The 20,400-nt window shown below is 68.3% G+C and carries 14 protein-coding genes; 2 read left to right on the forward strand and 12 right to left on the reverse strand.

The genetic code is table 11. The annotated features are described in order from the left end of the window. Nucleotides 1-36: 36 nt before the first annotated feature. The 7 genes from ACZ56U_RS02195 to ngcE all read right to left on the reverse strand — a co-directional run bounded on the left by ACZ56U_RS02195 (nucleotide 37) and on the right by ngcE (nucleotide 8,422). Nucleotides 37-1,359, reverse strand: coding sequence for a sugar ABC transporter permease (locus tag ACZ56U_RS02195; RefSeq protein ID WP_469082108.1), 1,323 nt, complete (start codon nucleotides 1,357-1,359; stop codon nucleotides 37-39). Beyond that, entirely contained in the window at nucleotides 1,356-2,147 is a 792-nt protein-coding gene (locus ACZ56U_RS02200; RefSeq protein WP_469082109.1) for an ATP-binding cassette domain-containing protein, read from the reverse strand. The genes ACZ56U_RS02195 and ACZ56U_RS02200 overlap by 4 nt, the downstream gene beginning before the upstream one ends. A gap of 241 nt (nucleotides 2,148-2,388) precedes the next feature. Then, complete coding sequence (locus ACZ56U_RS02205) at nucleotides 2,389-3,474, reverse strand: sugar ABC transporter substrate-binding protein (RefSeq protein ID WP_469082279.1); 1,086 nt, start codon at nucleotides 3,472-3,474, stop codon at nucleotides 2,389-2,391. Between the two features lie 133 nt (nucleotides 3,475-3,607). Further along, a complete protein-coding gene (locus tag ACZ56U_RS02210; RefSeq protein WP_469082110.1) occupies nucleotides 3,608-4,807 on the reverse strand; it encodes an ROK family transcriptional regulator in 1,200 nt (399 codons plus the stop codon). Nucleotides 4,808-5,020: 213 nt separating this feature from the next. Continuing rightward, nucleotides 5,021-5,956, reverse strand: coding sequence for a carbohydrate ABC transporter permease (locus ACZ56U_RS02215; protein ID WP_469082111.1), 936 nt, complete (start codon nucleotides 5,954-5,956; stop codon nucleotides 5,021-5,023). A 20-nt stretch (nucleotides 5,957-5,976) separates the two neighbouring features. Continuing rightward, on the reverse strand, nucleotides 5,977-6,906 hold the full coding sequence (locus ACZ56U_RS02220) for a carbohydrate ABC transporter permease (RefSeq protein WP_469082112.1): 930 nt from the start codon (nucleotides 6,904-6,906) through the stop codon (nucleotides 5,977-5,979). A gap of 73 nt (nucleotides 6,907-6,979) precedes the next feature. Then, complete coding sequence (gene ngcE, locus ACZ56U_RS02225; protein ID WP_469082113.1) at nucleotides 6,980-8,422, reverse strand: N-acetylglucosamine/diacetylchitobiose ABC transporter substrate-binding protein; 1,443 nt, start codon at nucleotides 8,420-8,422, stop codon at nucleotides 6,980-6,982. A 346-nt stretch (nucleotides 8,423-8,768) separates the two neighbouring features. On the opposite strand from ngcE, the gene ACZ56U_RS02230 reads away from it, so the two are divergent. Continuing rightward, a complete protein-coding gene (locus ACZ56U_RS02230; RefSeq protein WP_469082114.1) occupies nucleotides 8,769-12,527 on the forward strand; it encodes a GH92 family glycosyl hydrolase in 3,759 nt (1,252 codons plus the stop codon). 19 nt (nucleotides 12,528-12,546) lie between these two features. Beyond that, on the forward strand, nucleotides 12,547-14,475 hold the full coding sequence (locus tag ACZ56U_RS02235) for an alpha-glucuronidase (protein WP_469082115.1): 1,929 nt from the start codon (nucleotides 12,547-12,549) through the stop codon (nucleotides 14,473-14,475). Between the two features lie 43 nt (nucleotides 14,476-14,518). Here the strand turns inward: ACZ56U_RS02235 and ACZ56U_RS02240 are convergent, their stop codons facing one another. The 5 genes from ACZ56U_RS02240 to ACZ56U_RS02260 are packed head-to-tail and all read right to left on the reverse strand — an operon-like array spanning nucleotide 14,519 to nucleotide 20,222. Continuing rightward, nucleotides 14,519-15,199, reverse strand: coding sequence for a hypothetical protein (locus ACZ56U_RS02240; RefSeq protein WP_469082116.1), 681 nt, complete (start codon nucleotides 15,197-15,199; stop codon nucleotides 14,519-14,521). Next, nucleotides 15,196-16,707, reverse strand: a complete 1,512-nt coding sequence (locus ACZ56U_RS02245) for a GH39 family glycosyl hydrolase (RefSeq protein WP_469082117.1) — start codon at nucleotides 16,705-16,707, stop codon at nucleotides 15,196-15,198. Before ACZ56U_RS02245 ends, ACZ56U_RS02240 begins: the two co-directional genes overlap by 4 nt. Beyond that, complete coding sequence (locus ACZ56U_RS02250) at nucleotides 16,704-18,359, reverse strand: ABC transporter substrate-binding protein (RefSeq protein ID WP_469082118.1); 1,656 nt, start codon at nucleotides 18,357-18,359, stop codon at nucleotides 16,704-16,706. The genes ACZ56U_RS02245 and ACZ56U_RS02250 overlap by 4 nt, the downstream gene beginning before the upstream one ends. A gap of 13 nt (nucleotides 18,360-18,372) precedes the next feature. Beyond that, nucleotides 18,373-19,245 (reverse strand): carbohydrate ABC transporter permease, encoded by an 873-nt coding sequence (locus tag ACZ56U_RS02255; RefSeq protein WP_469082119.1) that lies wholly within the window; start codon nucleotides 19,243-19,245, stop codon nucleotides 18,373-18,375. Next, nucleotides 19,239-20,222, reverse strand: coding sequence for an ABC transporter permease (locus ACZ56U_RS02260; RefSeq protein WP_469082120.1), 984 nt, complete (start codon nucleotides 20,220-20,222; stop codon nucleotides 19,239-19,241). The genes ACZ56U_RS02255 and ACZ56U_RS02260 overlap by 7 nt, the downstream gene beginning before the upstream one ends. Nucleotides 20,223-20,400 lie beyond the last annotated feature (178 nt).

Raw genomic sequence — 20,400 nt, forward strand, 5'->3', positions numbered from 1 at the left:
TGGCGGTGCCGGGCTCCGTCGTGTCCCCGAGGGATGTCAGCCGCGTCCGGCGGCCTTCTGGCTCCGGCGGGAGACCGAGTCGATGACGACCGCGCCGAGCAGAACACCACCGGTGATCATGTACTGGATCGAGGTGTTCATGTTCAGCAGGTCCAGACCGGTCTGGATCGACTGGATGACCAGCATGCCCAGCAGCGCCGACCACACCGAGCCGCGACCGCCGAACAGCGACGTACCACCGATGACCGCGGCCGCGATGGCCAGCATCAGGGTGTTGCCGCCACCGGCGTTCAGCGTCGCGGACGCCGTCTGACCGGCGAAGAACATACCGCCGATGGCCGCGAAGCCACCCGCGATGGCGAACACGGAGATCCGGATCGCCGCCACGTTGATACCGGCACGCCGGGCGGCCTCGATGCCGCCGCCGACCGCGAAGACCTTGCGGCCGAACGTGGTGCGGCGCAGCACGAAGTCCACGATCACCAGCGCGGCGAGGAAGAGCACCAGCGCGTTGGAGACACCCGCGGCGTTGTTCAGCACGGCCGCGGCGGCGAAGGACGCCACGGCGAGCAGACCGACGCGCAGCAGGATCTCGCTGGTCGGCCGGAACGGCACACCCGCGGCCTTGCGGCGGCGCTGGTCCATCACGGAGCCCACGAGCATGGACGCCACGCCGAGACCGGCGAGCAGGTAGGCGCCGACGATGGCCTGGTCCATGAAGAACGAGCTCTGGCCCAGCAGCTTGATCGGGCCGCTGTCGGCCGGGATGTTGATCGTGCCGCTGTCACCGAGCAACCACAGCATCAGACCGTTCCAGCCGAGGAAGCCGGCCAGGGTGACGACGAACGCCGGCACACCGATCTTGGCGAAGAACCAGCCGTGCAGGATGCCGATGCCGATACCGGTCAGGACGGCCAGGATGAGGGCCAGCCACTGGCCCATGCCGTGGTTGACCACGAACACCGCGAAGATCGTGGACGCCAGACCGCTGACCGAGCCGACGGACAGGTCGATCTCGCCGAGCAGCAGCACGAACACCAGGCCGATGGCGAGCATGCCGGTGGCCGACAGGAAGTAGCTGATGTTGGACAGGTTGTCCGCGCTCAGGAACAGGTCGTTCTTCAGCTGGAAGATCGTCCAGATGACGATCAGGCCGACGACGACCGGCAGCGAGCCGAGCTCACCGCCCTTGACCTTGCGCTTGAACTCGGTCCAGTAACCCTTGAGGCCCTCCTCGCGGATGAGCAGACGAGGGTCGACGACGGAGACCGGGGCGGCCGTGGGGTCGTCGGTGGGGGCCACCGTGGTCTGTTCCTCGACCACGCCCTGCGTCTTGTCTACCTTCGACGTGTCGCTCACTTTGCCGCCTCCGTGCTGCGACGCCCCGCACGACGGGTCACGGCGTTGTCCGTGGCGCCCGTGATGGCGGCGATGATCTCTTCGTGGGTGGTGTCCTTCACCGAGAAGGAACCGTTGTTCTTACCCAGGCGCAGCACGGCGACGGTGTCGGCGACTGCCTTCACGTCGGCCATGTTGTGGCTGATGAGGATGACGCCCAGGTTGCGCTCGCGCAGCCGCTCGACCAGGTCGAGGACCTGCGCGGTCTGCTCGACGCCGAGGGCCGCGGTGGGCTCGTCGAGGATGACGACCTTGGGGTCACCGATCAGGGCGCGGGCGATGGCCACGACCTGGCGCTGGCCACCGGAGAGGCTCGCGATCGGGATGCGCACGCTGGGAATGCGGATGGAGAGCGTGGACAGCAGCTCGCGGGCCTTCTGCTCCATCGTGACCTCGTCGATGACGCCGCGGTGCAGCAGCTCGCGTCCGAGGTAGAGGTTGCCGACGACGTCCAGGTTGTCGCACAGGGCGAGGTCCTGGTAGACCGTCGCGACGCCGAGTCCCTGGGCGTCGTGCGGCTTGTTGATGCTGACCGGGCTGCCGTCCCACTCGATGACGCCCTCATCGATGGGGTGGACGCCGGCGATCGTCTTGACCAGCGTCGACTTTCCGGCGCCGTTGTCGCCGACCAGGGCGACCACTTCTCCGGCGTGGACCTCCAGTTCGACATCGGTGAGGGCTTGCACCGCACCGAATCGCTTGGAGACTCCGCGCAACGCCAGCACGGGCGTAGCGGACACGTGAACCATCTCCTTCGCCGCCTGACCGGCGGGGATGCCGCGCTTGGGGTAAGGCGCGGAGGGGCGTGCTCAGAGCACGGATTTACTGGATGAACATGCGCGCGGTCGTAGCGTCCTGGCAACGGCCGCGTGCGACATGCTTCCGTCCGGCGCCCGTCCCACAGCGGGGTTTGAGGGTGGGACGGGCGCCGGACAGGCTTCTGCCTGCCGCGGGGGCGCGCCGTACGGACGGCACGCTCCCGGGGCGGGGTTACTTCAGACCGGCCTTCTTGCACGCGGCGGCGTACTCGGCGGTGCAGATCTGGTCCACGGTGTACAGCTTGTCCTTGATCACCGTGTCCTTGATGTTGTCGACGGTGACGGAGACCGGGGTCAGCAGCTGCGAGGGCACCTTGTTCCCCGAGCCGTTGGTCATGGTCTGGGTGGCGAGGTCGTCGATGCTCTTGCCCTCGATCAGGTTGACCGCGAGCTGGGCGGCGGCGTCCGCCTCCGGCTTGAAGGCCTTGTAGACCGTGCTGGACTGGGTACCGGCGACGATGCGCTGGATACCGGCGAGCTCGGCGTCCTGACCCGTCAGCGGGATGCCGGAGATGCCGGCGCCCTTGAGGGTGTTGGCGATACCACCGGCCATGCCGTCGTTGGCGGCGTAGACACCGGCGATGTTCTTCTTGCCGAGCTGGGTGATGGCCGCGGACATCTTCTGCGCGGCGACCGAGTCCTTCCACAGGCCGGACTGCTCGTAGGCGATCTTGACCTTGCCGTCGAGGACGCTGTGGGCGCCCTTCTTGAACAGACCGGCGTTCGGGTCGGCGTCGTCACCGTTGATCATGACGACGTTGGACTTCGGGGTCGCCTTGTCGCCGAGGGCGTCGAGCAGGGCCTGGCCCTGGAGCTGGCCGACCTTCTCGTTGTCGAAGGAGACGTACGCGGAGACCGGGCCCTGGGCCAGACGGTCGTACGCGATGACCTTGACGCCCTTCTTGGTCGCGGCGTCGATCGAGGACTTGATGGCCGCCGAGTCCTGGGCGGAGACCACGATGACCTTCACGCCCTTGGTGACCATGGTGCTGACCTGCTGGGCCTGCTTGGCGGCGTCGGCCCCGGCGTTGGCGTAGGAGACCTTGCAGTCGGAGCAGAGCTCCTTGACCTTGTCCTCGAAGAACGGACGGTCGAACTGCTCGTAGCGCGTGGTGACGCTGTCGGGCAGGAGCAGACCGATCGACTTGTTGCCGGAGTCGGAGCTGCCGCTGTCGTTGTCGTCGTCCCCGGCCTTGCCGCAAGCGGCGGCCGTGAGGGCGAGAGCCGAGACCAGAACGGGTACGGCCGCACGACGCATAAGCGTGTTCACTTCAGAAACCTCCCTGACGAGGCCGCGTCGTTGCGGCCGAGGTGGCTGGAAGTCAACTCGGCCACACGTGCGACGTCAAGAAGTAAATACTTAACGGCTTGGCAACGGCGCGTTTCGTTCTCTAAGTGAAGGCAGGCGCCGCACTGTGCAGCGTGCCGTCCAAAAGGGTCGAATCACCCATCTCGCTGAGTGCGAGAGCGAGTGCTCCGAGCACCTCCGCACGACCCCCAAGTGCCCCCGGGAGAACGGACAGTTGACGCGCCGCGCTCGGGATCGCGTAGCGGCCGACAGACTCCCTGATGGGCCCGAGCACCAGCTCACCGGCCTCCGCGAGATCACCGCCGAGGACGACCCTGCTCGGGTTCAGGAGATTGCAGAGATTGGCGACTCCACTGCCGATGTGGCGGCCGACGTCGGCGATCACCCGACGGCAACCCGGGTCTCCGTCCCTGGCCAGCCGCACCACACCTTCCATCGTCAGATCGGTGCCGTGACTGGACTGGAGGAGCGGCAGCACATAGCGCGCGGCCGCGAAGGTCTCCAGGCAGCCACGGTTTCCACAACGGCAGACCGGGCCGGATTCATCAAGAGTAATATGCCCGATTTCTCCCGCTGTGCCACCCGGGCCCCGGTAGATCTTGCCGTTGATGACCAGTCCGGCGCCGACACCGCTGGCGACCTTGATGTACGCCAGGTCCCTGGCACCCCGCCCGGCGCCCCACACCATCTCGCCGAGGGCGCCCAGGTTGGCGTCGTTGTCGACGTGCACGGGGACGCCCAGACGGCCGCCCAGCTCCTCGGCGGGCTTGGTGCCGATCCAGCCCGGCAGGATCGCGGAGGAGCCCAGCGAGCCGGACTCCAGATCGATCGGGCCGGGGACGCCGAGACCCACCCCGGCGATCTTGGAGCGGTCGACGCCGGTGGCCGCGATCAGGCGGTTGACCAGCTCTTCCGCCCGGTCGAACCCCTGCGTCGAGGAGGCGTCCACATCCAGTGGCTCGGACTCCTCGGCCAGGACCTGATGGGCGAGGTTCCCGACGGCGACACGCAGGTGCGTATGCCCGAAGTCGACGCCTATGACGATGCCCGCGTCCCCGCTCAGCGAGACGCTGCGGGCCCGCCTGCCGCCCGCCGAGGTGGGCGTGACCTCGACGGTTCCGCCGTCCTTGAGCTCGCGGACGATGTTGGAGACGGTCGCGGCGGACAGCCCCGTGCTCCGGGCGATCTCCGCCTGGGTGAGCGACCCGGCCAGCCGGACGGCCCGGACGACCCGTTCCAGGTTGGCTCGGTGCAGCGACGACTGCGACCCCGGAGTCTCCACGACGACCTCCTGCGCGCGGGACCGCTTCTATGAGGCCCCGTGAATGTCCAACTAGTGAACTCTAAGCTGAGCCGTTCGGGTCGCCTTCCGTCAAGAGGTTGAACAGTATCCGCGGTGCCGGGCACGCGGGCGTACGCCGCTCCCGACGCGGGAACGGCGTGCGCACGACCGGTTTCGCAGCGCTACGGGCGCTTCGCTTCCGCTACGGGCGCCTCACTTCAGGGTCGCCGATGTCAGGCCCGCCTGCACCTGGCGCTGGAAGGACAGGTACACCACCAGCATCGGGATCATGGCGATGGTCACGCCGGCGAACAGCACCGGCAGGTCGGAGGCGTAGCCCTGCTGCTGCTGGAGCTGGATGAGCCCCTGGGTGAGGACATAGCGCTCGGGGTCGTCCCCGCTCTGCGGCTGCATCAGGACCGTCGGCAGGATGAACTGGTTCCACTGGCCGAGGGTGTTGAAGATGCCGACGCTCAACAGGCCCGCCTTCGCCATCGGCAGCATCACCTGGAAGAACGTCCGGGTGTGCGAGGCCCCGTCCAGGATCGCCGCCTCGAACACGGCTGTGGGCAGGGTCCGGAAGAAGGCGTGCATGAAGAAGACCGTGAACGGCATCGAGTAGGCGACGTACACCAGGATCAGCCCCTGGTAGGTGTTCAGCATGTCCAGCCGTTTGACCATGAAGAACAGCGGGACCAGGGCCAGGAACACCGGGAACATCGCGCCGGCCACGAAGAAGTAGTACAGGAGCCGGTTGCCCCAGAACTCGTAGCGGGCCAGCACATAGGCGGCCATCGAGCCGAGCAGCATCGTCAGCGGCACCGAGAAGACCAGCACGATGACGGTGTTGACGAAGTAGTCGCCGATGCCCTTGTCCCAGGCGCGGGAGAAGACGTCCAGCGACCAGTTCTGCGGCCAGCCGAAGGCCGAACCGCCGATCTGGGCGTCGGTCCTGAAGGAGCTCAGGACCAGCCACAGCAGCGGCAGCACGATCAGCAGCGCCCACAGGGCGAGGAAGCCGTGCGAGAAGACGTTCAGTACGAGGCCTTCACCACGCTGGTCGTCCGGGCGGGCCGGGACCTTGCCGACCGGGGGCGGGGCCGGGACCGAGCCGCCCGCGGCGGAGGTCTCCTTGAGGGGTGCGCTCATGGGTCGCCTTCTCTCCCCGCTCAGAACTCGACGCGGTCGCGGCGGGTCGCGCGCAGCGTGAACACGGACACGATCAGGGTGAGGACGAGCATGACCACGCCCATGGCGCAGGCGTACCCGCTCTTTCCGTACAGCAGGAAGTTGCGCATCATCACGGTCGCCATGACCTCGCTGTGGTGGTCGGGGCCGCCTCCGTAGTCGCCGGAGGTCATCGTGGAGACGAGGATGAACATGTCCATCGCGGCGATGCCGAGATAGACCCAGGCGGTCTGCACGGACTCCCACAGCAGGGGCAGGGTGATGCGGAAGAAGGACTGGCCGCGGCCGGCGCCGTCGATGAGCGCGGCCTCGTAGATGTCCTTCGGGATGGACTGCATGGCGGCGGAGAACAGCACCAGGTAGAAGCCGACGCCGTGCCAGACGACGACCGCGAGCAGTGCCCAGATCACCATGTTCGGCTCGTTGAGCCACTCCACGGGAGTGTCGGCACTGACCAGGCCCAGCTTGATGAGGGCGCCGTTGAGCATGCCGCCGCCGTCACTGCGGTAGACGGCGCCGAACAGCACCGCCATGATCGCCAGCGACAGCACCTGCGGGAAGAAGTAGACGACTTTGTAGTACTTGGACCCGGCGACACCCGTGACTCCGCCGGCCCGGCTGCGCCCGCCGACGTTCAGCATGAAGGCGAAGAACAGCGCGAGCAGAATGGTGACCACGGGGATGAAGATCAGGAACAGGATGTTGTGCCAGATGGCCCCCATGAAGATGTCGTCCTGGAACAGCGCCTTGTAGTTGTCCAGGCCGACGAAATGGAAGGTCTGCGACTGTCCCTTCCAGTCGGTCAGCGAATAGCCGAACGTCTGGATGTACGGCCAGATCACGAAGATCACATAGAGCGCCACGGGAGCGAACAGAAATCCCGCGACGAACCGGTACTGCCCTTTGCGCATGGCGTTTTCCTGCCCCTGATGTCCCGTTCCGGGCCGGATCCCTCCGGCCCGGAACGCGGTCGGCCTCGCGGGATCAGTCCCGGTGGTTCTTCTTGGACTCCGGGTCCTTGGCCTGCTTGTCCACGGCGGCCTGGGCTCGCTTCAGCCACTCCTTGGGCTGAATGCGCTTGGCCATCAGCTCGTTGGAGGCGTTCTCGATGGCCGTCCCCATCTCGCTGTACCACTCCGTGTACAGGAAGCGGAAGGTGTTCTCCCCGGCCGCCTTGGACGCCTCGACCGTGGACTGGGTGCCCGGCCGCAGCTGGACGCCGGTGTCGACGCCGTCCTTGAGGATGGTCAGGGAGTTCGCCTCCTTGGCGAACGACGTCGACCACTCCTTGGAGAGCATCATCCGCATGAACTCCTTGGCCGCGGGGAGGTTCTTGGCCTTGGACGGGATGATGAAGGGCTCACCGGAGCCGGCCCGGATCGCCTCGAAGGGCAGCTTGCTGTCGGGCAGCAGCGGCATCGGCAGGAACTTCATGTCGAAGTCGGACGGTGTCGTCTTCAGCTGCTCGTTCTCCAGCCACGAGCCGCTGGTGATGAAGACCGCCTTGTACTGGTTCCACCGGGTCTGGGACTCGGTGTGCGTCAGGCCGTTGGTGCCGGGCATCAAGTAGCCCTTCTCCACGAGCTCGTAGACCGCCTCGACGGCGGCCGCGGCGGCGTCGGAGCCGACGAACGCGTTGGGCTCGAGGTTGTCGATCGCCTTCATGGCCTCCAGGCCGCCGGTCTTGGCGATCAGGTCCATGATCGCGACGTTGATGTAGTACGGGTACTTGCCCTGGTGGGCCAGGCCGCCGATGCCCTGGGACTTGGCGTCCTTGCAGATGGCGAGGAAGTCGTCCCAGGTCTTGGGCTCGGTCCAGCCCTTGTCCTTGAAGAGCTTGCCGGAGTACCACAGGCCCCACACCGTGTAGATGTAGTTGAGGGCGACGACCTTGCCGCCCTGCATGCCCGATTCGAGGGTGCCGGGGACGAGGGTGTCGCGGACCTTCTTGTCCGGGTCGTCGACTGACGGGGCGTCGAGGATCTCCGCGAGGTCGAGCAGCTGGCCGTTCTTGTGGAGCACGTCGATCGGGATCTGCTGGGCGCCCGAGTCGTCCACGATGTCCGGCGGGTTGCCCGCGTTGAAGCGCGGCTGGAGCTTGCCGGTGATCTCCTGGGTGCCGGTGTGGGTGGAGGTGACGCCCCACTTCTTCTTGAAGCTCGCCTCCCACGCCTTGGCGTAGTCGTCGCCGTAGCCGCCCTTGAAGATGACGACGTCGAGCTTGCTGCCCTTCTTGACGCCGAAGGGGTTCTCCTTGGACGTCTTGCCCTCGGTGTCGTTGTCGGAGCTGTCGTCCCCGCCACCGCTGGCGCAGGCGGACAGGAAGCTCATGGTGGGGACGGTGATCAGACCGAGGGCGGCGGACCGCTTGATCAGATCGCGGCGGCCTACAGAGCTCTCGTTGTTCTCGGCGGAAGTGGATCCCATGCTCAAGTCCTCGCCTTCTCCAGGACTCAGGCGGTGAACCGGATCCTCCCCGGCACCGCGATCGGGTCACGCTGGGTCGTGCAGGAAGTGCGGTGAATCGCCGACAGGTATAGTCCACTTCCCGCCAAGGGAGCAAGATCGAATGCAAGGTTGGCCACGGGTCTTTTCCGAGTTGAGACCTCGCGGAAATATGTAAGGCCTGTGCGTTGACTGACGGAAAAACACTCGTCATTGCGCCCGAATGCCACAGCCAACCCCCTTGACATCCTTGACCACTTGCGACACTACTGATCCTTGCGCATCGAAGTTGACAACGTTGTCCGCGATGGCAGGAGGGTGCTGGCGCATGCGGCACAGGCGGTGTTCGGCGGTCGTTCTCACGGCCGCCTTCGCTTTGGCGACGAGTGCACAGGGGGCGGCGACGGCACTGCCTGAGGCCCCCGACCGGGAGCGGGCGTTCGCGTCCTCGTTCGAGGCGGACGACCCGCCACCGGACTGGCTCAACACCGTGGAGCGCTCCTCGGGCGTCGACGGCGGCTACAGCACCGGCATCCCCGGCAACGTGACCGACCATGTCACCGACGTCCGCGCGAGCGCCGAGAACACCGGCGGCGGCGAGGTGAAGGAGAACCTCACCGACGGCGAGCCCGGCACCAAGTGGCTGACCTTCGAGACCACGGGCTGGGTGGAGTTCGACCTGGACAAACCGGTGAAGGTCGCGACGTATGCCCTCACCTCCGCCAACGACCAGGCCGAACGTGACCCCAGGGACTGGACCCTGAGGGGCTCGGCCGACGGCAAGGAGTGGAAGACCCTCGACACCCGCTCCGGGGAATCCTTCGCCGAACGGTTCCAGACCAGGTCGTACGAGCTCGCGGACCCGGCCGAGTACCAGCACTTCCGCCTCGACGTCACCGCGAACAACGGCGCCGACGGCCTCCTCCAACTCGCCGACGTCCAGTTCTCCACCGGCGGCGGCGACGGCCCGGTCCCACCGCAGATGCTCTCCCTGGTGGACCGCGGTCCCAACGGCTCCCCCACCGCCAAGGCGCGGGCCGGCTTCACCGGGAAGCGGGCGCTGCGGTACGCGGGACGGCACACCGCGGCCGGGCGGGCGTACTCGTACAACAAGGTCTACGACGTGGACGTGGCCGTCGTCCGGGACACCCGCCTCGCCTACCGCGTCTTCCCGTCGATGGCGGACGGCGACCGGGACTACGCGGCGACCAACGTGGCGGTGGACCTCGCCTTCACCGACGGCACCTATCTGAGCGCCCTCGGCGCCCGGGACCAGCACGGCTTCGAGCTGTCCCCGCGCGGACAGGGCGCCGCGAAGGTGCTGTACGTCAACCAGTGGAACGACGTCGCCTCGCGGATCGGCTCGGTGGCGGCCGGGAAGACGGTCGACCGGATCCTGGTGGCCTACGACGCCCCGGGCGGGCCGGCGAGGTTCCGCGGCTGGCTGGACGACGTACGGATCGAGCCGGTGGCCCCCGAGAAGCCGAGGGCCCATCTCTCCGACTACGCGCTGACCACCCGCGGCACCCACTCCAGCGGTGCCTTCTCCCGCGGGAACGCCTTTCCCGCGACCGCCGTGCCGCATGGCTTCAACTTCTGGACGCCGGTAACCGACGCGGGCTCGCTCAGCTGGCTGTACGACTACGCGCGGGCCAACAACGACGACAACCTGCCGACGATCCAGGCGTTCAGCGCGAGCCATGAGCCCAGCCCCTGGATGGGCGACCGGCAGACCTTCCAGGTGATGCCCTCGGTGGCCGCCGATGTCCCGGACACCGGGCGGGAGGCACGGGAGCTGGCCTTCCGGCACGCCAACGAGACCGCGCGGCCGTACTACTACGGGGTGCGCTTCGAGAACGGGCTGAAGGCGGAGATGGCGCCGACCGACCACGCGGCGGCGCTGCGCTTCACCTACCCGGGCGACCGGGCGAGCGTCCTGTTCGACAACGTGACGGACCAGGCGGGGCTGACGCTCGACAAGGCGAACGGGGTGGTCACCGGCTACTCGGACGTGAAGTCCGGGCTCTCGACGGGCGCGACCCGGCTGTTCGTGTACGGGGTCTTCGACCGGCCCGTGAAGGACGGCGGGTCGCAGGGGGTGAAGGGCTACCTGCGGTTCGACGCCCCCACCGTGACCCTGCGCCTGGCGACCTCCCTCATCAGCGTCGACCAGGCCCGGGAGAATCTGCGGCAGGAGATCCCGGACGGCACCGCCTTCGAGACCGTCCGGGACCGTGCCCAACGCCAGTGGGACCGGCTGCTCGGCACGGTCGAGGTCGAGGGCGCGACGCCGGAGCAGCTCACCACGCTCTACTCCAGCCTGTACCGGCTCTACCTGTACCCCAACTCCGGTTTCGAGAGGGTGGGTTCCACGTACCGGTACGCCTCGCCCTTCTCGCCGATGCCCGGTCCCGACACCCCGACGCACACCGGCGCGAAGATCGTGGACGGCAAGGTGTACGTCAACAACGGCTTCTGGGACACCTATCGGACCACCTGGCCGGCGTACTCGCTGCTGACGCCCTCTCAGGCGGGCGAGATGGTCGACGGTTTCGTCCAGCAGTACAAGGACGGCGGCTGGACCTCGCGCTGGTCCTCCCCCGGTTACGCGGACCTGATGACCGGCACCTCCTCGGACGTCGCCTTCGCGGACGCGTACGTCAAGGGGGTCGACTTCGACGCGGGATCCGCCTACGAGGCGGCCGTGAAGAACGCGACGGTCGTGCCGCCGACCTCGGGCGTGGGCCGCAAGGGCATGGAGACCTCGCCGTTCCTCGGCTACACCGGCACCGAGACGCACGAGGGCCTGTCGTGGGCGCTGGAGGGCTACCTCAACGACTACGGCATCGCACGGATGGGGCAGGCGCTCCACGCCAAGACGGGTGAGAAGCGCTACCGGGAGGAGTCGGCGTACTTCCTCAACCGCGCCCAGCAGTACGTGAACCTCTTCGACTCCCGGGCCGGCTTCTTCCAGGGACGCGACCGTGCCGGTGACTGGCGCGTGGAGTCCGCGAAGTACGACCCGCGCGTGTGGGGTCACGACTACACGGAGACCAACGGCTGGGGGTACGCCTTCACCGCCGCCCAGGACACCCGGGGCCTGGCCAACCTCTACGGCGGCCGACGCGGGCTCGCCGACAAGCTCGACGAGTACTTCGCCACCCCGGAGACCGCCTCGCCGGACTTCGTCGGCTCCTATGGCGGCGTCATCCACGAGATGACCGAGGCACGGGACGTCCGGATGGGCATGTACGGGCACTCCAACCAGGTCGCCCACCACGTGAGCTACATGTACGACGCGGCCGGGCAGCCGTGGAAGACCCAGCGCGCCGTCCGGGAGGTGCTGTCCCGGCTGTACACCGGCAGCGAGATCGGGCAGGGCTACCACGGCGACGAGGACAACGGCGAGCAGTCCGCCTGGTTCCTCTTCTCCGCGCTGGGCTTCTATCCGCTGGTGATGGGCAGCGGGGAGTACGCCGTCGGATCACCGCTGTTCACCAAGGCCACCGTGCATCTGGAGAACGGGCGGGACCTGATCGTGAAGGCGCCGAAGAACAGCGCGCGCAACGTGTACGTTCAGGGCCTGAAGGTCAACGGGAAGCCCTGGACGTCGACTTCGCTCCCGCACTCCCTGTTCGCGAAGGGCGCGACGCTCACCTTCGACATGGGACCCCGGCCCTCTTCCTGGGGCACGGGCAAGAACGCGGCGCCGGCGTCGATCACCCAGGACGACGAGGTGCCGACGCCCCGCGCGGACGTGCTGAAGGGTGCGGGCGGCCTCTTCGACGACACCTCGGCCACCGAAGTCACCCTGCCGGAGGCCGAGTTGCCGGTCGCCAAGGCCGTCGAGGCCGTGCAGTACACCCTCACCTCGCCCTCCGACCGGGCGAAGGCGCCCACCGGCTGGGAGCTCCAGGGGTCGGCCGACGGGACCTCGTGGCGGACCTTGGACAAACGGTCCGGGGAACGGTTCGCCTGGGACAGGCAGACACGCGCGTTCACGGTGGGGACACCGGGTACGTACGAGAGGTACCGCCTCGTCCTGGACGGCGAGGCGACCGTGTCCGAGGTCGAACTGCTGGCCTGAACCGAGGAGTTGGGGTCTCATGCAGGGTGTCGATGCCGCCTGGCTGCCGGACGGGGCGTTCCGGCAGGTCGGCACCCGGCGGACCCTCGTCCGCGGGACCGGGCCGCTGGTGGAGACGGTGCGCCGCGAAGTGGACCGGGCCCGCGCACGGTTCGGGGGCGGTGCCGTGGCGGACGGCGACGCCGAGCTGGTGCTGGAGCTGACCGGCGAGGACGGCAGCGAGGCGTTCACCTACGAGCGCCGTGACGGCCGCACGACCGTCACGGCGTCCGGCGGACCCGGGCTCCTCCACGGCTTCTTCCATGTCGTACGGCTCGGGAAGGCGGCGTTCGAGGGTTCCTGCGCCCGACAGTCGCATCGGCCCGGGTTGGCGCTGCGCATGCTGGACCACTGGGACAACGTGGCCGTGCACCCGGTCATGGGCCAGGTCGAGCGCGGGTACGCGGGTGGGTCGCTGTTCTGGGCGGACGGGCGGGCGCGCGGGGATCTGGAGCGGGTGCGGGCGTACGCCAGGCTGCTGGCGTCCTGCGGGATCAACGCCGTGGCCGTGAACAACGTCAACGTGCACGCGGTCGAGGCGCGCCTGCTGACCGACCGGATCGACGAAGTCGCCGCGATCGCCGCGCAGTTCAGGGCGTACGGCATCCGGACCCATCTGTCGGTCACCTTCGCCGCGCCGGTGCTGCTCGGCGGACTCGCCACCGCCGATCCGCTGGACCCGGGGGTGCGGGCCTGGTGGGCGGAGGCGACCGCACGGGTGTACGCGGCGATACCGGACTTCGGCGGGTACGTGGTGAAGGCCGACTCCGAGGGCCGGCCCGGGCCGTTCGCGTACGGCCGTACGCACGCCGAGGGCGCCAACATGCTGGCCGCGGCCCTCGAACCGCACGGCGGCACCGTCCACTGGCGGGCCTTCGTCTACGACCACCGTCAGGACTGGCGGGACCGGACGACGGACCGGGCGCGCGCCGCCTACGACCATTTCGTGCCCCTGGACGGCGAGTTCGCGCCGAACGCGGTGCTCCAGGTCAAGCACGGGCCGATGGACTTCCAGGTGCGGGAGCCGGTCTCCCCGCTGATCGGCGCGATGCCCGGCACGCGGCTCGCGGTGGAGCTCCAGGCGACCCAGGAGTACACCGGGCAGCAGCGGCATGTGTGCTGGCTCGGGCCGATGTGGAGCGAGGTGCTGCGGTTCCGGCCCGAGGGGGCGGCGGTGGCGGAGCTCGCGGACGCCCTGGTCGCCGTCTCCAACGTCGGCGACGACCCGTTCTGGACCGGGCACCCGCTGGCCCAGGCGAACCTCTACACCTTCGGGCGGCTCGCCTGGCAGCCGGAGGCGGACCCGGTGGCGGTCCTCGACGAGTGGATCCGGCTCACCTTCCCGGCCAAGGCGGCCGCGGGGGTGCGCGCGGTGACGCAGGGGTCGTGGAGCACGTACGAGAAGTACACCGCGCCGCTCGGGGTCGGGTTCATGGTGCAGCCCGGTCACCACTACGGGCCGAGCGTGGACGGCTACGAGTACAGCCCCTGGGGGACCTACCACTTCGCCGATCGGGACGGCGTCGGCGTCGACCGGAGCGCGGCCACCGGCACGGGGTACGCGGCGCAGTACGCCACGTCCTGGGCCGAGGTGTACGAGTCGCCGCGGACCTGCCCCGACGAGCTGCTGCTGTTCTTCCACCACGTCCCGTACGGGCATGTGCTGCACAGCGGGAAGACCGTGATCCAGCACATCTACGACACCCACTTCGAGGGGGTCGAGGAGGTGGAGAAGGCCCGGGCGGTGTGGGCCTCACTGACGGGTCTCGTCGACGACGCGTGCCACGCGCGGGTGGCGGAGCGGTACGAGGAGCAGCTCCGCGGCGCCCGCGAGTGGCGTGACCAGGTGAACAGCTACTTCTTCCGGAAGTCGGGGGTGCCCGACGCACACGGGCGCCGCATCCACTGAACGCGCTCGGGGTTGTCGTCGCCGCCGTACCGGATCCCGCCGGTCATACGGTGAAGTCCTCCTGGGTCTCGGCGATCACCGCGCGGCTGCCGTGCAGCAGGGACAGCAGCAGCGGGGCGGCCAGCAGGGCGGGCAGGGCCTCCGTGCACAGGGCCGTCCCCGCGGCGGTCAGGACGAGCAGCGAGGCGGCGGCGAGGTCGGCGCGGCCGTGCCGCACGAGGAAGTACGCGGCGAGGCGGGCGGTGTCGCGGGTGCGGAAGCTGAAGAGGGAGGTCAGTACGAGCGCGTGGGCGCCCCACAGCAGGGAGCCGAGGCCGATCGCCGCGAGCAGGACCGCCCACCAGCCGGGCAGACCGGTCGCGGAGAAGTGGGTGAGGGTGAAGGCGATGACCGTGAGCCAGCCGAGCAGCGGCGCCCAGAGCTTCAGGGCGGGGAGGGCGTTGAGCCGCCAGCCCCGCCGGTACGCGCGGGCCGGGTGCAGGTCGGTGAGGTCGCGGTCGCGGTGGTGCAGGGCGTAGAGGGCGGCGGAGCAGGCCGGTCCGAGCGGAAGCAGGCAGCAGGCGGCGAGGGGGAGGTTGCCGGGGGCGGGGCCGAGCAGGAACAGGCCGGTCAGGCCGGGGGCGGCGGTGAGCAGAAGGAGCGCCTCGACGGTGACCAGGGTGTGCAGGAGGGCGGCGGCCCGGGAGAGGGGCCCGGCGCCGAAGGCGGTGGCGGGTGCGCTCATCGTGGGTCCCCTCCCAGCAGCCGCCGCTCGTCCGTCCAGGGCGGCGCCTCCTCCACGACCGCGCTGACCTCGACGAGCGTCACCTCGTGCCGGTTCAGCGTGAGGTCGAGGGCCACCCGGCCGTCCTCGACCGGCAACCGCAGATGGCGGCGCGCGGGTTGTGCCGCCTCGTGGAGTACGTCGAGCTGGCCGGGCCGTGGCGAGCGGGGGCTGCCCATCCGCTGCCAGGCCGTGCGGGCGTTGCCGTGCTCCTCGTCCACGCTCGACCGTCGTACGAACGCCTCCCCCACCTCGCCCAGCGGCACCGACAGCCGCAGCCGGTGCCGGTCGGGGCCCGGTGTGCGGCCGCTCGCGTCCACCGGCGCCCAGGCGAGGATCGTGACCCGGCCGTCCGGGTGCCGGGTGGCCAGGTGGTCGTCGCCGCGCCTGAGCAGTTCGTCCCCCATCCGGGCCATGAAGGCGTACAGGTGGTAGGTCGGCTTCCGCACCTGCCGGTGGGTGAGCAGCCCGAAGCCGCCGTGGAAGAGGGCGGTCGGCGGGCCGGCCTCCTCGAACATGTCGCTGAACGTCCAGTACGAGAAGGAGTCGACGTGGTCCCCGCCCCGGGCCAGCACGGGCGCCAGGTACGCGGCGTGGAACGCCGTGTCGTGGATCGGGTTGTCGGGGCGGTAGGAGGAGTTGAACTCGGTGATGTGGACGGGCAGTTCGGCCAGCCGCGTGCCCTTCAGGAGGGCGCGGGGCGTGGCGAACTGGTCCAGCAGCTCCTGCGCCGGCTCCAGCGTCTGGTGCACGCCGAACGGCACGTGCTGGGCGGGACCGGAGGAGTAGGCGTGCTTCGAGACGAAGTCCACGGGGACGTCCCGCCGCTCCACGAACCCGGCGAACCGGTCCAGCCACTCGTCGGCGCCGGGCGACAGCGCCGGCCCCCCGACCTGGAGGGAGGCGTCCACCTCCTTCACCGCCACGGCGGTCACCTCGTACAGCCGGTGGTACGCCTGCTCGTCCGCGCCTTCCCAGAAGTCCGGCAGGTTGGGCTCGTTCCACACCTCGACGGGCCAGGTGCGCACCTCGTCGAGGCCGTACCGGTCGACGAGGTGGGCGAGGGTCGCCTTCACCAGCGCCGCCCATTCCCGGTGCGAGCGGGGCGGGGTGACGCTGCCGTGCCACCAGAAGACGGTCTGCTTCCCTGACGCCAACTCCGAGGGCATGAAGCCGAGTTCGAGAAAGGGCCGGATGCCGAGCGCCAGGAGGGCGTCGACGACCTGGTCGACGTAGGTGAACGAGTGGTGGACGCGCCGGGCGCCCTGCCACTGGTACGGGCGGTGGACGCCCATGCCGTCGCTGAACAGTCCGTGTCCTCGGATGTGCCGGAAGCCGATCTCGTCCTGGAGGAGCTTCAGCGACTCCTGGTAGTCGCGGCGCAGGGCGAGTTCGAGACGGCCGGTGCCGACACAGTGGCGCCAGGCGTCGGGGAACCGGCCCGTACCCTCGACGGGGACGCGGATCACCCGTTCTCCTTCTTGAACCGGTCGTACGCCTTGTTGTGCAGGTCGACGAGCTGCTGCATGTTCTTCGACTTCAACTCGGAGACGTACGCGTCCCATTCGGACAGCGGGCGCTTGCCGAGGACGAACTTCAGGGTGTTCTGGATGGTGTGGTCCTTGAGCGGGGTCTCCCAGAGGGTCGCCTGCTCCTGCTCCACGGACTGCAGCGGATGTGCCGGGGCGATGGGCAGCTGGGTGCGCTGGGCCATGGCGTCCTGGAACTTCCTCTCGTCGGGGCTGAAGTTGGAGGAGACCAGGTCCCAGCTGCCGCCGTAGGTGAAGACGCCGTTGAAGAAGCCGAAGTCCTTCTGGAGGTCCTTCGGGGCCCCCGCGTCGGAGCCCATGAGGGAGATGCCGGGCTTCAGCTCGTACCGGCCGCCGGACTCCGTGTACGTGGTGCCCTCCACACCCCACTTGCAGAACTTCTGGCCTTCGTCGGAGTACCAGAGCCAGTCCACGAACTGCATCATCGCCACGAAGTTGTCGCTCTTGAGGGCCTTGCTGGAGATCATGATCCCGTTCTCCAGCCGTGCGCCGTCGAGCACCACCGGACCGGCCGGGCCGAGCGGCACCGGCAGCATCTCGATCGTGGCGCCCCTGACCTGCTTCTCCAGGTTGAACCGGTACTCCTGGACCAGCACCTGCGGGTTGGCACTGATCACATAGGACTTCTCGGCGAGCAGCTTCTGCAGGGCCTGGTCGTCCTGCTGGGTGAAGCTCTCCGGGTCGAGGAGCTTCTCGGCGACCAGCTTCCGCATGAACTCGACCATCTGACGCCAGGTGTCCATGGCGCCGGTGAAGACGAACTGCTTCGCCTTGGTGTCGAAGGTGATGTTGTCGTACGTCCAGCCCGCCCTGATCCCGTAGGCCTGCCCGAGGTAGCTGAACAGCGCCCCGCACGGGAAGGGGGTGTTGGTGCTCCAGCGGTCGCTCCAGGGGTACTTGCCGGGGTACTCCGACTTCAGTGCCGTGAGGACCTCGTAGACCTGGTCCCAGGTCTCCGGCAGGGCGAGGCCCAGTTTGTCGAGGACGTCGGTGCGCAGGGCCATCGAGTAGTTGGACTTGGCCTTCTCGTGCAGGCCCGGCAGCAGGTAGTACTTGCCGTCGGACTGGCGTATGGAGTCCAGTTCGGGCTCCAGCCGCCACTTGCGCACCTTCTCCTGGTAGTTGGGCATCAGGTGCACGTACTCGCTGACCGGCAGGATCGCGCCCGAGGAGACGAAGGCGACCTCGCCCGGGTGGTACGTCTTGGGGATGAGGAAGGGGGCGTCGCCGGCGCCGATGAGGACGCTGCGCTTCTTCTCGTAGTCCGCCAGCGGGACGTCGAGCGGCTTGAGGGTGATCCCGGTGCGCCGGGTGACCTCCTTCCAGAACAGCCAGCCGCTCTTCATCGGGTAGACCGGGTTGTTGTTGTGCAGCAGGGAGAAGGAGAGCGGCTTCGTGGCCTTGAACCGCTGTCCGGCGCGGTACTCCTTCATCGCGCCGTCCTGCTTCTTGGAGAGGTCCTTGCCGTCCCCGCCGTCGTCGCCGCTGCCGCAGCCGGTGAGGGTGGCGAGTCCGGCGAATCCGGCGGCGGCCAGGATCTGACGCCGTGACACATGCCGTGCGTTCTGCACTGGTACTCCCTTGTTAGCCCTTGACGGCGCCGAGCATCACGCCCGAGACGAAGTAGCGCTGGACGAACGGGTACACGCAGAGGATCGGAAGGGCGGTGAGCACGATGGTGACCGCCTGGATGTTCGCCCCGACCTGGCTGAGCTGGTCCGTGGTGGCACCGGCGTTGGAGCCTCCGGTGGCGCCCTGGATCATGTTCCGCAGATAGACGGTGACCGGCATCAGGTCCGAACTGTCCATGTAGAGGAAAGCGCTGAACCAGGAGTTCCAGAACGACACCGAGTAGAAGAGCACCATCGTCGCCACGACCGCCTTGGACAGCGGCAGCACGATCCTGAGCAGGGTGCCGTAGGTGCTCAGACCGTCGATCTGCGCGGCCTCCTCCAGCTCGGTCGGCAGGCTCTCGAAGAAGGCCTTCATCACCAGGAGGTTGAAGACGCTGATCGCGTTGGGCAGCGCGATCGCCCACACGCTGTTTTTCAGACCGAGGCTGGTGATCAGGACGTACTGCGGGATCAGGCCACCGGTGAAGAACATGGTGAACACCGCGATACCGACGAGCGCGGTACGGCCCTTGAGGTGCTTCTTCGACAGCACGTACGCGTAACAGGTCGTCAGGACCATGGCCACGGCCGTCGACACGAGCGTGTAGAAGACGGTGTTGCCGTAGTTGCGCCAGAACATCGAGTCCTGGAACACGATCTTGTACGTGGTGAGGTTGAACCCCTTGGGCCACAAGGTCACTTCACCGGCGCGAATCTGGCGCTCCCCGCTGAAGGACCGCGCGACGATGTTGACGAAGGGGTAGAGGGTCACCAGTACCACGAGGGACAGCACCACCGCGTTGACGCCCTGGAAGACCCGGTAGGGGCGGCTCGGCCTCACCACAGGCTGGTCCCCACCGTGCGACGCGAGAGCTGGTTGGCGGAGACGATCAGGACCAGGCCGATGACCGCCTCGAAGAGCCCGATGGCGGCGGCGTAGCTGAAGCTGTTGGACTCCACACCGGTCCGGTAGACGTAGGTGGAGATCACGTCGGCCGTCGGATAGGTCAGCGCGTTGTACAGCAGCAGGACCTTCTCGAAGCCGACCGCCAGGAACGTGCCGATGTTGAGGATCAGCAGCGTGATCATGGTGGGGCGGATGCCGGGCAGGGTGACGTGCCAGATCTGCCGCCAGCGGTTGGCGCCGTCGATGCGCGCGGCCTCGTACAGGTCCTCGTCGATGGTGGTGAGCGCGGCGAGGTAGAGGATCGTGCCCCAGCCGGCGGTCTGCCAGATCTCGGAGCCGACGTAGATCGTGCGGAACCACCCGGGTTCCTGGATGAAGCGGATCGGGTCGTGCCCGAACCAGCCCAGGACGTGGTTGACGGGTCCGTCCGTGGCCAGCATCTGCAGGGTGATACCGGCGACGATCACGATCGACAGGAAGTGCGGGAGGTAGGAGACCGACTGCACGAAACGCTTCAGGGAGCGCCGGCGTACCTCGTTGAGCAGCAGGGCGAGCACGATCGGGATCGGGAAGCAGAAGACGAGGGTGAGCCCGCCGATCCAGAGGGTGTTGCGGAACACCTGCCAGAACGTGGGGTCGTTGAGGAACATCTCGACGTACCGCAGGCCCACCCACTGCTCGCCGAAGATCGACCCACCGGGCTGGAAGCGGCGGAACGCGATCACGTTGCCGAGCATCGGCAGATAGCGGAAGACCAGGAAGAACAGCAGCGGCAGCAGCGCCAGCGAGTACAGCTGCCAGTCGCGGCGCAGCGCCCGTCTCCAGGTGGCGCGCGCGGTGGGTACCGGAGGCCGGGTGGGTGCGGGTGGGTCCTCGATGCCGGGCGGAGAGGCCGACTTGGTGGAGGTGCTCATGCTCGGTCCTCACAGGAGGGGGGATTTGAACCGAAACTTTCGAGCGCTTACCGGTAACTTCGCGGCAACTTAAAGGCAGCTGGAAAGCGCTGTCAATGGTGTCGCAGCGGGCATCTGAGGCGCGAGTGGGGAGTTGGAGCCCGCCGCACGCGGGGTAGGACAGGGAGACCAGGCCCAG

Source organism: Streptomyces sp. NPDC034103, from assembly GCF_055575395.1.

What these genes read in the sequence shown, in the direction of transcription:
- ACZ56U_RS02235 (WP_469082115.1), top strand. Translation starts at nt 12,547, where the DNA reads ATGCAGGGTGTCGATGCCGCCTGGCTGCCGGACGGGGCGTTCCGGCAG.
- ACZ56U_RS02260 (WP_469082120.1), bottom strand. Translation starts at nt 20,222, where the DNA reads ATGAGCACCTCCACCAAGTCGGCCTCTCCGCCCGGCATCGAGGACCCA.
- ACZ56U_RS02220 (WP_469082112.1), bottom strand. Translation starts at nt 6,906, where the DNA reads ATGCGCAAAGGGCAGTACCGGTTCGTCGCGGGATTTCTGTTCGCTCCC.
- ACZ56U_RS02200 (WP_469082109.1), bottom strand. Translation starts at nt 2,147, where the DNA reads ATGGTTCACGTGTCCGCTACGCCCGTGCTGGCGTTGCGCGGAGTCTCC.
- ACZ56U_RS02240 (WP_469082116.1), bottom strand. Translation starts at nt 15,199, where the DNA reads ATGAGCGCACCCGCCACCGCCTTCGGCGCCGGGCCCCTCTCCCGGGCC.
- ACZ56U_RS02205 (WP_469082279.1), bottom strand. Translation starts at nt 3,474, where the DNA reads ATGCGTCGTGCGGCCGTACCCGTTCTGGTCTCGGCTCTCGCCCTCACG.
- ACZ56U_RS02230 (WP_469082114.1), top strand. Translation starts at nt 8,769, where the DNA reads ATGCGGCACAGGCGGTGTTCGGCGGTCGTTCTCACGGCCGCCTTCGCT.
- ngcE (WP_469082113.1), bottom strand. Translation starts at nt 8,422, where the DNA reads ATGGGATCCACTTCCGCCGAGAACAACGAGAGCTCTGTAGGCCGCCGC.
- ACZ56U_RS02215 (WP_469082111.1), bottom strand. Translation starts at nt 5,956, where the DNA reads ATGAGCGCACCCCTCAAGGAGACCTCCGCCGCGGGCGGCTCGGTCCCG.